Origin of the sequence: Mycoplasma sp. 21DD0573 (assembly GCF_034863425.1) — a bacterium.
Lineage (GTDB): Bacteria > Bacillota_I > Bacilli_A > Mycoplasmatales > Metamycoplasmataceae > Mycoplasmopsis.
The window spans coordinates 1-13,492 of record NZ_JAYFEZ010000004.1; the positions used below are offsets into that span (position 1 = coordinate 1).

Consider the following 13,492-nt stretch of genomic DNA (forward strand, 5'->3'; position numbering starts at 1 on the left):
TAAACAAAAAGTAGACAGTTTTTTATTTTCTGTCTACTTTTCTTGTCCTAGTTTATAATTCAGTTTCATTCATCCATTTTATTCAATAATTTGCTTAATAACTTCGGTATCATCATCAGTTATTTGAGTTTGTTCTTTAAACTCTTTTAAGAATTCAACATTTCTTGAAATCTTATCTTTATATTCATTTGTCTTGTTTGTTATAGCCAAGAAGCTTTGAATTGATACAAGCATTGTTATGATAACAGAGAATAAAGCAATCGCAACAAACAAGTCCATTGTTTTATCAGGCAAGATATTAAATCTAATTGAATATAAGTTTAGAACAATAATTGAAGCAGATAAGAAAATAGAAATAACGTTTAATAATGTAAATAAAGTTTTACTTGTAATGTACTTAAAATAAACTCTATTTTTGACCTTATCAATATCATTAATGCTGTTTATTTGTAATTTATTTTTCTTTTGTTCTTTAGTTTTGTTTTTGTACATTATTAACCTCTTTTTCAATGTCGCTTGATTTATATCTGTCTATTTCTAATATGCTCATTGTTCTTTTAAATAATGTAAAGTTTGCTTCTTTATTATTTAAATCCTTATATATGTGTAATTTAGATTTGTATAAAAGGTGCTCAAGTTGAATTGCTTTAATTTTAGATTGGTAAAAGATTGCTTTTTTATTAATAACAAAGAATGATAATATACCTGAAGTAAAAGTGATTATTGCATTAACAATTGTTAACAAGATAATGTAGTTACTATTTGAGTTTAAAAAACTTGTGTACGGATTAGTTACACCGTCAGGATAATAAGAAGATGCTCCTGCAAGGAATAAAATTGCTATCACACCGTTTAAAAGTGTAAACAAGATTATTGATGCATTTAGTAAATAATATAGAACTGAATACACAATAAGCTTAAGTTTTGTTTCTCTATAAAGCTTGAAATAAGCATTCAATGTAATGTTTTTCTTTTTCATTATTTCTTACCTCCTGATGGTGAGGTAATTTCATCCTGAATAACTTCTAAGATTACTAATTTCTTGAATGATTTAGCTTCAGTGTACATATAGTCAATGAACTTAATTAAGTTTTCTTCTGAAATTAAACCATTAGCATACTTAATTTCAAGATATTCCAAGCTTTCATAAACTTTCTTATAAGTTGACATCTTAGTATTGCTGCGATAAATAGCTATTCCAATGTTTAAGAAGAATAGAATAATCATAAACACACAAAGTAAGATAACTGAAATGTATGATGAGTTTCTTTGCAATTCAAGATTTCCATTTATTTTTCCATGTGACACAATGATTGAAAGTGCAATTGCAGCTATGATAATTGATGAAATATTAAGCAGTGCAATTATGATAGAAAAACTGATATCGATAATCTTGTAAGTAAGCAGTTTCTTCTTATCATGCTTAAGTCTTTTGTTTAAATATTTAATAATATCTTTCATGAAATATATTTTAATTGAAAATATTATTTTTAGCTATATTTTGATAGTTTAATTTATAATATTCCCATGAATAAATCATTTGCAGTTTTTAGTGATGTGGATGGAACAATTTACGGATTTCCACATAAAAAATTATCAGAAAAAGTAAAAGAACAAGTTTTAGATTTATCATCTAAAAATATTCCATTTGTAATCAACACAGGTAATCCTGTTTTAGAAAAAATCAAACGTTTAGCTAGAGAACTTAATTCAAGATATTTATCTTGTTCAAGTGGTGCAATTATTTATGATATGCAAGAAGAAAAACCATTGCACATTGAAATAATTGATCCTAATGAAGCTAAAAAGGTTTGAGATTTAGCACTCAAAGCTGATGTCACATTGTATTATGCAGGTGTTGATCAATTCTACTTATACAATGTTCACGATGATATCTATGAGTTTTTAACATCATTTAATGAATATGATAAGTGAATTACAGATGGAACTATTCCTGCTGACTTACACAGAATTGAAGCTTATGGGACAAAAGAACAATTAAAAAAATTTGTTGATTTATATAATCAATCAGATATTAAATTAGACTTAGTTAATGTTGATTATTTATATATCGAAATGTCTAATCCTGGTGTAAATAAGGGTTCAGGAATGAAATGATTGTGTGAAAACATTTTCAATGCTGATTTAGCTGATGTTATGACAATTGGAGATAGTCCAAATGACATTCCAATGTTTAAATTATCAGGATATTCATATGCAATGGATAATTCTGACCAATATACAAAATCATTTGCAAAATATTACACATCAGATGTGCTTCAAGATGGATTAGCTGAAGCTATTGTTGATTATTTATATCGTGGAGATTATGAACTTAAAAGAGCTGTTTCTCAAATGGGAAATATTGCAAAAACAAATAAGAAAATTATGTATTAAAAAACTTTTATAACTTGCACACTATTGTAAAAGTGAAAAACAGAAATAAAAAAGCGGACATTAGTCCGTTTTTTTATGATATTTAAACTATTTGTTTTTGTTTACAAATTCATCTAAACGTGAACGTTTTCTAGCACCTTTGTTTGGGTGGAAAACACCTTTAGAAACAGCTTTAGCAATTGTTTTGTGAGCAAATGCAACTAATTCAGCAGCTTTTGCATCTTTAGCTAAAACAGCTTCTCTAGCTTTACGTATAGCTGTTTTAACTCTTGATTTCATAGCTGCGTTTTTAACACGAGCTTTTTCCATCTTAGCTATACTTTTAACTTTAGATTTAATGTTAGCCATAAATCCTCCCTTTTTCTAAATATAAGTGAAAAATCTTTTCTATTATACTATATTTTTAGCTTTTGAATTTTTGGTTATATGCAATTCCGATTTTTGAAGATAAGTTGTCATCTACACCATTTATCTTAGTGTGTGTGACTTTTTCGTTTGGATCGTTTTCAATTTGATAAATGTATAATGCACTATTATCTACTTCATTGTCATCTGTAATGAAGTAATTTCTTTTAACTAACTCATATTCAAATCTTGTTGGAGGAGTATAGTTAACAAAGTCGAAGTTATTAAGTTGTAAGTATTTTTCATTCATTATTTCAACAAATTTACTATTGGAAAAATCGATGTGATTTACTATAAACTCAATCTTTTTCTTAAATTCATCTTCATCATTGATATCGATTGCATTTTCAGGATCTTCATTATTTAAATCTTGAATTAACCTTACAAAAACATTTTTAGTTTCTTGAATACTAAATAATTCTTGAACTTTTGCTTTATATGAACTAAGTGTATTGATATCTATTAATGTAGCTTTATAAAGCTCGTGCAGTTGACTCTTGAAATCATTATATTTATTTAAATCTGTATAGTAGTCTCTGAACACTAAATCAATATATTCATCATACATTTTAAGTGAATAATTATTTAGACCTTCCTGAATATCATTTTTAAATTGTTTTGTGAATCTATATAACTCACCCATATTTGAATAAATTGATGAATTTAATGTTTCGTAAAGTTGATCAAGAGTTCCTTGTGATGTGTTTTTAGCAACTACTAATCCATCTATAAGTAAGATGTTTTGTGCAATTTTAAATGATTGTACTGTTCCGTTTTCAACTTCTTCATAGTTGTTATCTGAGAAGTAAGCATCCAGTGCATCACCATTATACATAACAGCTGAGTCAGCTTCTGGATACTGTGGATTAATTAATTTATTCAAGATACCTTGACCATCACCATCATATGTGATGTACTTGCTATCATTTGGATTTTTTCCAGTACCTTTTTGAACAAGTGAATAGAAGTTATCAATAAACTTTGTGTAGTTATCTTTAGTAACATCGTTATTTGTGTTTAAGACTACACCGGTAGGTTTAAAGTCGTAAAATGAACCATATAACATATTAGCTCTAACAGCATCTGTAATAGTTAAATTAGAATATCCATTATTAAACAATGTATTTAATTGGTTATATAAACTAAGTGAACCGAACTCTTCAAGGTTTGTTCCGTTAGCTTGTAATTCTGTTTTATTTTTATCTAATAATTCTTTTGTGATTGGTTGTACACCGTTAGTTTGTTTTTGTTTCTTTGTGTTAAATGCAACTACTGCATCTTGCATAAAGTATGGAACAAAGTATTCTCATAAGTGTCTTGGTTCCTCATATTTTTTACCTGATTGATCTGTTTTTAGATCTTCATCATAACTTGCTAAATGTTCAAACACAATAGGTGTGTAAATAGTTTGCAAGATGTTTTTAAGCAACTCCTTATCAGGCTCTTCTGATAAATTTAGCAACTTTTTAAAATCAATTGGTGCTAATAGGTCTTTTTTGATTAAATTAACTGCTTGGAAATCACTTCCAATTCCAGCAATTGCTTTTGAATTTACAAGGGCAACTGTGAATTCGTTAATTTCATCAAATGTTTTGTAAGAGAAGTTTTCTTGAATTTTATTCCTATTCTCATCTGAGATATAAGACTTGTAATTAAAGAAGGATGGTTTAAATCTGTTACTCATTTTTACACCGGCTAAAGTAAAGGTAAAAATTGAGATTAAAGCAATTATAATAATTGCTGATCAAGCTTTGAGTTTTCTAAGTAAATTCTGCTGTTTCATAAATCCTTTTTGTCTTAATTTTAATTATTTAAAATAATGTTTATTTTATACCAAAACCAAATTTATTTTTGTGATTAAAATATTTTTTAAGTGCTATTTTTTAGGACAAAAAGAATAAAATGATATAAAATTAAATCATGCTTACTAAAAATAACTTAAAGTGATTAATTTCATTTATCATTGCATTTTTTATTGTTACATTAACTGTTGTTTTTGTATCGTTTTTAGTGCTTAATATTTACAAAGAAGTTTCATATTTTTTCATCTTCTTGTTCTATGTAATTAATGTGACTTTTGTCTTTGTTATTTACAGTCAAAAGAAGCAACATGAGTCGAAATTTTCTTGAATTTATTTAACGATGTTATTACCAATAATCGGACATGTTATTTTTATCGTTTACGGTTTCCATTGAAAAAATAAAAATGAAATTAAGGTTAATAAAAATCCGATGTACTGTTTAAAACAATATGTTCCATTGTTTATGAAAAATCAAAATCAATTAAGTTATAAAAGTAATAATTTAACAGAGCTTACAAATCTTAATAATAATGTTATCCTACCTGCGAACATTGAATTCTATGAAGAAGGATATAGATTCTATGATCACTTATTTAACGGGATCAATGATGCAAAAAAAACAATCTACATTATTACATACATAATTAAAAAATCAGAAATCTCAGAACACTTCTTAAGTTTACTACTTAAAAAAGCTAATGAAGGTGTGAAAATTAAATGACTTGTTGACGATTTTGGAGCTATGCCATCACAAAAAAGAAAGTTATCTAAATTATCTAAACATCCAAACATTGAGTTTGCCTATATCGGAAAAATTTATTATCCATTTATTAATGCAAGTAGTTTCTCAAGAAACCATGAGAAGTTTATTATTATAGATAACAAGATGGTTTTCTCAGGTGGAAACAACATTTCAGATGAATATTCATCAATGTCCAAAAAATATGGACACTGAATTGATCTTAACTATAAGATTACAGGTCCATATATAAATACATATATAATTCATTTTATTAAGTTTTGAAAAATAATAACTAATAAAAATATTGAAATTAGAAGTTCATTATTTATTGATACTAGTGATCAAGAATATGAAAATAATTCGTTTTTAATTTTAGAATCACCTAATTTTGACTATTCAGAATCAGAATTTTTATGACTAAAATTAATTGCAACTGCTAAAAAGTCAATTCGTATTTGTACACCATATTTTTCAGTTACTAATGCACTTAAAAAACAATTGATTTTAGCATTGAGAAATAATGTGAAAATCACAATTTACTTCCCAGGGTTACCAGATAAGAAGTTGGTTTATAAAATCAGTTTATCTCAACTTGAAGAATTAATTCCATATGGTTTAGAGGTAAAAATTTATGATGACCATTTTTTACACACTAAAGCAGGGATAGTTGATGACAAAATTGCTTGAGTTGGAACAACTAACTGAGACAGTAGAAGTATGTTTTCACAATATGAAACAATGGATGTTTTTGAAGGAAAATCAGTCCAAAAACTAATTCAGATTTTTGATGAATATGATAAAAAATCTGAAAATATGAAAAAAAACTGTAAAAATAAGAAAAAAAGTAATCTATTTAAGAAATTTGTTTTTGATATAACTAAACCATTGATATAATAAGAGTATATTTTGGTTAGATAAACTACTTTTTTTAATTTTATTTTTGTTAAATTTTGAAATAGCATTTTATTGAAATCAATTGCAAAGGAACAAAGGAGAAAACATGAAAGAATTCACAGCTAAAATTATTGATCCAATTGGTTTACATGCTAGACCAGCAACTTTAATTGTTTCAACAGCTACAAAATTCAAATCAGATTCTAAACTAATTTACAATGGACGTGAAGCTAATTTAAAATCAATTATGAACATTATGGCTTTAGGAATTAAACACGGAGCTGAAATTACAGTTAAAGTGCTCGGAGAAGATGAAGAAGCAGCAGTAAAAGCTATTGAAGCTGCTTTAAAAAATCATGGTTTAATTTAATTGTTCTGAAAATCGCTGCAATAATGGCGATTTTTCTTTTTGCCTTTTGTACAAAAGAAAATAAAAAAAGACACTTTTTAGTGTCATATGGTGCGCGAGACAGGACTTGAACCTGCATGGGTCGCCCCACTAGAGCCTTAATCTAGCGTGTCTGCCAATTTCACCACTCACGCAATTAGTAAAAATATTATAAAACAAAATTAAAAAAATTTATAAAGATTTATATAATTTAAATTAACTTTAATTTAAAGCTATTTTTACAAATCAGAAGGTGTTTATGAACAACAAAGAAAAATTTAAAAATCAATTAATTAAATACTTAGAAATCGAAGCTATGTCAAGATACGAAGAACCTGTAGCAGATGAATTAAGAAAAAATATTTCATCAGTTTACTTAATTTCAAGAGATAAATTAGGTTCAATCATTTTTCACAAACCATCTAAAAATCCATCTGCTCCAAAAGTTATGATTGCAGCACATATGGATGAAGTAGGTTACATTGTAAGAAGAATTGAAAAATCAGGACAATTATTATTAAGTCCAATTGGTGGAATTTGAGCTTCAACAGTTATTGGAACAAAAGCTAAATTAATCACAGCAAACAAAGAATATTTAGGTGTATTTGGACACACAAGTATTCACATTATGGAAAATTCTAAAGTTTCAAAAGCTATAACTAATAATGAACTTTATGCTGATTTTGGATTTAAGAATGAACAAGAAGCAATAGCAGCAGGAGTAACAATTGGTGATAGAGTTAAAATGAGTGGAGAAACTATTTTATTTGATAATCCTGATTTAATTGGTGGAAAAGCAATGGACAATAGAGCAGGTGTAACTGTTTTAGAATTTATTGCAAACGAAGTTGCTGATTTAGATCTAGATGTTGATTTATATTTAGTAGGAACAGTTCAAGAAGAAGTTGGAACAAGAGGAGCAAGAAGTTCAGTTGCACTTGTTAATCCAGATGTTGCAATAGCACTTGATACAACTTCTTCACACGATACACCAGATGTAATTCCTGGAACAACAGAATTATTTAAAGGTGCTGCTCTTAGAATTAAAGATGGTGGAACTTTAATGGATACAAAATTAGTTCAATTCTTTGAAGAGGTTGCTGCTAAATATAAAATTCCAGCTTACAAATTTGTTGCAATGGGTGGAGGCACAGATGCTCATGAGCTTCAATTTGCAAAAGGTGGAGCTGCAACTTTAACAATTTCACTTCCACAAAGATATTTACATAGCCCTATTGGTGTTTGCTCAATTTCTGATTTAATAGCTGCTAAAGATTTATTGGCTAACTTTTTAAAAGATTTTAATAAGACAAACTATGATAAAATAAAATATATTTAATTTAATTATTAAAACTCATTACAAAATTTATTTTAAGGAGAATAATTATGGTTGAAATGCAAACTGGAGCATTTGTTGGGATGATTATTGCTGTTGTAATATTTGTAGTTATTGCAGCTGCTTTAGTAACATTCTTTATTGCTAAAAGAATGTTTGAAAAACAACTTAGAGAAAACCCACCTATCAATGAAAAAATGATTAGAGTAATGTTTAAACAAATGGGTAGAACAGCATCAGAAACACAAATTCGTCAAATTATGAAATCAATGAATGCTGAAAAAAATAAAAAATAATTTAATAAATTCATTTTAATAATGAATTTTTTTAATTTAATATAATTAAATTACATTTAATAATGTAAGTTTGGAGGAATTTTGAGTAAGACTTCTTATAGTATCAAGTTAAGGATTCAGAACTCGAGATTAGCAAAATTAATTAGAAAGTTTTGATATTGAAAAAACAACATATCAAAACTTAAGTATTTATTATTTATTTACTTATTGATTATTCTAGTTTCCAGTTTGATTTTGTTCTCACCAATAGCACAAAATCCTGAAGCTGCACGTGTTAAATACATTGATGCATTTTTCACAACAGCTAGTGCATTTAGTGATACCGGTCTAGTGACTGTTGATACATTTAGTCAGTGAAATGATTTAGGTCAAGCAATTATTGCTATCTTGATTTTAGCTGGTGGAATTGGTATTTTCGCACTTAAGTTTTTTGCTATTAACTACTTATTTGGTAAAAAAACATCCACCCTTGCTGAAATTAAAATTATGCAAACTGAACGGGGTGTATCAGATGTAACACAGACTACAAAATTAATTATTTCATCAGTTAAATTTATTTTTATTTGTATTTGTTTATTCAGTGTTATTCTTACATTTTATTTCTATTTTGCAACACCAAAACATACAGAGGGAATGAAACAAATTTTAACTGATGGTTCATTCAAAAATCCTCAAGGTAATTTTGTTCTTTCTTTAAAATATGGAATTTTCCATACTATATCAGCAATCAATAATGCTGGTTTTGATATTATGTCAAGCTCTTCACTTATGCCGTATTATCAAAATTACTTCTTACAAATTTGCTTTATCATCTTACTTATTATTGGTGGATTAGGTTATCCAGCTCTTCACGACATTGTGTCTTATATCAAACGCAAACTTAGAAGAAAAGATACACAATTTAAATTTTCAATATTCACCAAAGTTTCACTTACAACTTATGTAATTGTATTTCTAATTGGATTTGGAATTTCCTTAGGATTTGAACTTTCATCTTCAAATCCATATTCATTGTGAAATCAATATCACTTACCTGTGGGTGTTGGTAATGAAACTCACAAAGCTTACATTGAATGATTCTCAAAAGGTGCAAATGTCCAAGATTTAGAATTAGAAAAATTCTCAAATCTTAAGCAATACATTGAAAAAGGTCAATTATACGGAAATACATTTGATAAATTCTTTGCAGTATTCTTCACATCTCTTTCAACAAGAAGTGCTGGATTTGCTACTGTAAATATGAAACATTTTACACACGGTTCAACCTTTGTGTTTATCTTTATGATGATAATCGGTTCAGCTCCTGCATCAACCGGTGGAGGTATAAGAACCACAACTTTAGCTCTTATAATTTTAGGTCTATATAGAATTTTATTTGGTAGACCAAGAGTTAGAGTGTTCAAGAGAGCTATCAACCAAGACACTGTTAATATGTCTGCAAAAATATTAACAATTGCAACAATTATTATTCTTATTGCTTCAATGATTCTATTCAGTTCATTCCAAGATTATGGTGGAAAAATCGAAAACGCATTCTTGCAAGATCCTAATGAAGGATTCTCAATGGAAAATGTAATTTTCGAAGTAGCAAGTGCCTTTGGAACAACTGGTTTATCATCAGGAATTACAAAAAACTTAAATATAGTTTCAAAATTAACATTAATTATTGTTATGTTCATTGGGCAATTTGGAATTAGTTCAACACTTAATGTTTGAAAACGTAAAAAAGATTTTAGTCGTACCTATGAATATGTTGAAGCTGACATTATCATTGGTTAATGATTGGAGAAAATATGAAACTCAAATATGAAAATGAAATAGTAGTTATCGGAACAGGAAGATTCGGTCAAGCTGTTATCGATCAATTAATTAAACTTAAAAAAGACGTTGTTATTTTAGATAAAGATGATGAAAATGCGAAACTTTATGCAGATGAAGTTGACAAAATTATCATTGGTGATGCAGCTGATACAAGAACACTTCAAGCTATTGGTATTGACCAAATGGAAACCGTTGTTGTTGCTGTATCAGACAACATTGAAATTGTTGCTGCACTTTTAGAACTTAAAGTAAAAAACATTATTGCAAGAGCATCAACAAAACGTCATGCAAGAGTTTTAAAGCAAATTGGTGTTAACGTGATTATTCGTCCTGAGTTTGAATCAGGCACAAGAACAGCATTAATTGCAGCTAACAAAAACTTTATTCGATATAGTGAAACACTTCAAGAAATTGGAGGAAACTTTGTTGTTGGTTCAACAAAAATTAAGAACCAAAACTTATTTAACAAACAAGTTAAGGAAATTGGTTTAAATGAAAAGAGTATCACTATTGTTTTAATTCAATCAGCTGATAAAGTTTTTAAACGCGCAACAGGAGATGTTACATTACATAAAGATGACAATATTACAATCATCGGTGAGATAGGTGATGTAACAACTGCGCTTGAATGATTTAATAAAGTAGACTAAAATTTCAATTCCACATGTAAGTTATCCACATGTGGAATTATTTTTTTCTTAATTTTTCACAAAATGTGAAAAAAATAAGTAATTTTTGAAAATATTTATAAATAAATTTATTTATTTATTTATAATAAATACGAAATCTAATATACAGAAATTAAATTGACTTTTTTTCAATTTTAGAAATTAGAAATTTCCACATTCATATTCATAAAAAATATTTGTGTATATTGATTTCTAATAGAATCTCATAACAAAAATATCTAAACAAAACAATTTAAATTTATTCAAATTTTTATTTCAATATAGGAGATAAAATGACAAAATTCAAAAAATTATTAATTAACGGAGCAGCTTTATTAGCTCTTACAGCTCCAGTTATTTCAATCTCTTGTGGTAAGGAAGGCAGTGTAAGCGCATCTGGTGAAACATTTACTCAAGAAGAAAAAAATGGATCAGAAATTAATGGTTCAACATTAGGTGACAGAATTTTAAACAATGAAACACCTAACATGTCATCAATTGAACCTTACACAATTACAGTTGGTGACAAAATTCTTATTGGTCACACATTCTCAGATGGTGGTGTTCAACAAAAAGCTTTAGCAGCTTTAGTTGAAAAATACAATACAGAAGTTGCACCAAAACTTAAAGGTTCATTACCAGTAGGACTAAAACGTTTAGGTTCAGGATACTCAGCTGGTAAAGACATTGTTACAAAAGGTCTTTCATCAAAACAAACCTCAGACTTTATGAACCTTATCTTAAACTATAGTACAGTTGCTTCAGAGTTAGCAAAAGCAAAAATGCTTTTAAGCTTTAATGATAACTTAAAATCAGCAAGTACAGATTTATCACAATTCTCAGAAAAATTCATTACTTCTAACTTCCAAACAGAAAATATTGATTTACCATCAACATGAATTTTACCTGCGTTTAAATCAACAACAATTTTCTCAATTAACGCACCGGTTCTTTCATACATTCTTGATACTTTAGTAGAAAAAGGTATGGAAGTTGCAGAAGATTTTCAAGAAGAATACAACAACATTAAAGCAAAAGGTCAAGGAGACCGTGCAGGTGTTAAGAAAATCTGAGGAGAACCTGTTGCAAACGTTGAAACAATTGTTAACGAATACAAAGGAACAGGTGGTAATGTTAAGAAATTAAGTAAAGCAATCTTTAACTCATATGCTGAATTACTTGATTTTGCAGCTATGGCACAAAAATTATTTGTAAACTCAGCTGCAACAAATTCAACAATACACGTATTTGGGGTAGACGACTATACAGCTTTATATAACCAAGCTTTATATAGTGCTTTACTTAAAGAACAAGTTGATGCAGCTAAATTAGCTGGAACAAAATTAACTCAAGAAGATGCCCTTAAACAAGCTTCAGCAGCAATGATTGAATCAGTATCAAGAAATGGTGGAAAATTATCTATCAACTATGATGTTCTTAAAAAACAAAGTACATCAGCTTATGTAAAAACACAAGAAATCTTTAACAAAACAAAAGCTGCTATTGAAACAGGAGGATTAAAAATCTATCCTGGTGGTCAATATTCATCAAATGACCAAACAAAACACTACATGGCATTTTCAATCGGTTCAACTGCTGGATATTCACACAACTATGTTTCAGGTGAATCATCAAATTTAATTAACAGCCTTAACAAAGGTGCGTCATTAAAAATCGATGAAAAAGGAAGCTCATTAAAACTTTCTGAAAACAAGAGCACTCCTGGATTAGTTTTATTATCAAAATTAGAATCTGGAAAATTAGCATTCGGAAAATACAAAAATGCAATTCACAGCGCATCAGAAGCAACATTCCCTGATGGTAAAAGTGCTAATTATGAACTTCAATTTGTTAATGCGGCTGAAGAAACAACATTCACTAGTGCATTAACAGATGATGCATTACCAAAAGCATCATTAATCATAATTAACAAAGATGGTAGCGACAAAATTATCGAAAAAGCTAAAGCACAAAACGTTCCAGTTGCTGAATTGAAAAAGAAAAATGACACAAGATACTATGGTATTTTACTTTTAGATTCAGTTGATAACAAATCACTTAAAAACACTGACCAAGCTCTTGTTGCTAAATTAACTGCAATGGGATACACAATTAAAGTAACTTCAGCTCTTGAATTATTAGGTAAAGAGGAATTAATTTCTCAACCAGTTCCACTTAGATGAACTTCTGAAGATCCATATAATGTTGTTTATGTACAAGGACCATCAATGATCGGTGTTCATACAACAGAAGCAGGTGATCTTGCAACAAAATTATTTGTAAACTGATTAATGACATCAGAAACTACATATGAAAGATTTACAATTCAAGGTAACGATGGAAAAGAAGAAGTTATTGCTGAAAACTTAACACCACGTGACATGTTCCAAAGTGCTATGGGATACATTCTTCCTTACAAAGGATTTGAAAAGAATACAGATTTCCCTACAAAAGGAAAACTTAACCCATACTTAAAAACAGCATTCGAATTATTCTCAAACGTTGCTAAGTCAACAGATGCAGATGAAGTTCCATATGTAACATTTGAAGAACCAGGGGCAATTTTTGCTGATTCATTCAGAAGTGGAGTTCAAGGAGCATGAGACTCATTACAAGCAGGAATCGATTCAAACAAAGCAGATTCTTCACATGCAAAACCAACATTTGAGGACTTTATTAGAAACGCTACAGTTAAATAACAAAAATTCTCATACATTAAAAAACAAATGAAAATATAGTTTTA

General features: G+C 28.4%; 13 protein-coding genes and 1 tRNA gene. 8 read left to right on the plus strand and 6 right to left on the minus strand.

What is annotated here, in order from left to right; genetic code table 4:
• Positions 1–78: 78 nt before the first annotated feature.
• From VBM86_RS00635 to VBM86_RS00645, 3 genes are read right to left on the minus strand one after another with little or no spacing between them, the layout of a single operon-like run.
• On the minus strand, positions 79–492 hold the full coding sequence (locus tag VBM86_RS00635) for a hypothetical protein (protein ID WP_323189523.1): 414 nt from the start codon (positions 490–492) through the stop codon (positions 79–81).
• Positions 473–979: a hypothetical protein gene (locus VBM86_RS00640; protein WP_323189524.1), complete on the minus strand. Its 507-nt coding sequence runs from the start codon at positions 977–979 to the stop codon at positions 473–475. The genes VBM86_RS00635 and VBM86_RS00640 overlap by 20 nt, the downstream gene beginning before the upstream one ends.
• Complete coding sequence (locus tag VBM86_RS00645) at positions 979–1,461, minus strand: hypothetical protein (RefSeq protein ID WP_323189525.1); 483 nt, start codon at positions 1,459–1,461, stop codon at positions 979–981. Before VBM86_RS00645 ends, VBM86_RS00640 begins: the two co-directional genes overlap by 1 nt.
• 66 nt (positions 1,462–1,527) lie before the next feature.
• Between VBM86_RS00645 and VBM86_RS00650 the strand changes: the two genes are divergently transcribed.
• The gene (locus tag VBM86_RS00650) at positions 1,528–2,397 is read left to right on the plus strand and encodes a Cof-type HAD-IIB family hydrolase (RefSeq protein ID WP_323189526.1); all 870 of its coding nucleotides are present in this window, start codon (positions 1,528–1,530) and stop codon (positions 2,395–2,397) included.
• Between the two features lie 87 nt (positions 2,398–2,484).
• Here VBM86_RS00650 and rpsT read toward each other — a convergent pair whose 3' ends face one another.
• A complete protein-coding gene (gene rpsT / locus VBM86_RS00655; RefSeq protein WP_257088867.1) occupies positions 2,485–2,745 on the minus strand; it encodes a 30S ribosomal protein S20 in 261 nt (86 codons plus the stop codon).
• Positions 2,746–2,800: 55 nt separating this feature from the next.
• Positions 2,801–4,486: a hypothetical protein gene (locus VBM86_RS00660; RefSeq protein ID WP_323189527.1), complete on the minus strand. Its 1,686-nt coding sequence runs from the start codon at positions 4,484–4,486 to the stop codon at positions 2,801–2,803.
• 236 nt (positions 4,487–4,722) lie between these two features.
• Here VBM86_RS00660 and VBM86_RS00665 point away from each other — a divergent pair, with 236 nt between their 5' ends.
• Positions 4,723–6,240, plus strand: a complete 1,518-nt coding sequence (locus VBM86_RS00665) for a phospholipase D-like domain-containing protein (protein ID WP_323189528.1) — start codon at positions 4,723–4,725, stop codon at positions 6,238–6,240.
• A gap of 106 nt (positions 6,241–6,346) precedes the next feature.
• Positions 6,347–6,610, plus strand: coding sequence for an HPr family phosphocarrier protein (locus tag VBM86_RS00670; protein ID WP_257088861.1), 264 nt, complete (start codon positions 6,347–6,349; stop codon positions 6,608–6,610).
• Between the two features lie 88 nt (positions 6,611–6,698).
• On the opposite strand, the gene VBM86_RS00675 is transcribed toward VBM86_RS00670, so the two are convergent.
• A tRNA-Leu gene (locus tag VBM86_RS00675) sits at positions 6,699–6,783 on the minus strand.
• Between the two features lie 104 nt (positions 6,784–6,887).
• Between VBM86_RS00675 and VBM86_RS00680 the strand changes: the two genes are divergently transcribed.
• From VBM86_RS00680 to VBM86_RS00700, 5 genes are all read left to right on the plus strand, one after another.
• Positions 6,888–7,967 (plus strand): M42 family peptidase, encoded by a 1,080-nt coding sequence (locus tag VBM86_RS00680; protein WP_323189529.1) that lies wholly within the window; start codon positions 6,888–6,890, stop codon positions 7,965–7,967.
• Between the two features lie 47 nt (positions 7,968–8,014).
• Positions 8,015–8,260: a YneF family protein gene (locus VBM86_RS00685; RefSeq protein WP_323177362.1), complete on the plus strand. Its 246-nt coding sequence runs from the start codon at positions 8,015–8,017 to the stop codon at positions 8,258–8,260.
• Positions 8,261–8,467: 207 nt separating this feature from the next.
• Positions 8,468–10,039 carry a potassium transporter TrkG gene (locus VBM86_RS00690; RefSeq protein WP_323189548.1) on the plus strand — a complete coding sequence of 524 codons (1,572 nt, stop codon included), beginning with the start codon at positions 8,468–8,470 and terminating at the stop codon, positions 10,037–10,039.
• Between the two features lie 14 nt (positions 10,040–10,053).
• Positions 10,054–10,731 (plus strand): TrkA family potassium uptake protein, encoded by a 678-nt coding sequence (locus tag VBM86_RS00695; RefSeq protein ID WP_323189046.1) that lies wholly within the window; start codon positions 10,054–10,056, stop codon positions 10,729–10,731.
• A gap of 311 nt (positions 10,732–11,042) precedes the next feature.
• Positions 11,043–13,448 carry a P68 family surface lipoprotein gene (locus VBM86_RS00700; RefSeq protein ID WP_323189530.1) on the plus strand — a complete coding sequence of 802 codons (2,406 nt, stop codon included), beginning with the start codon at positions 11,043–11,045 and terminating at the stop codon, positions 13,446–13,448.
• Positions 13,449–13,492: the final 44 nt, after the last annotated feature.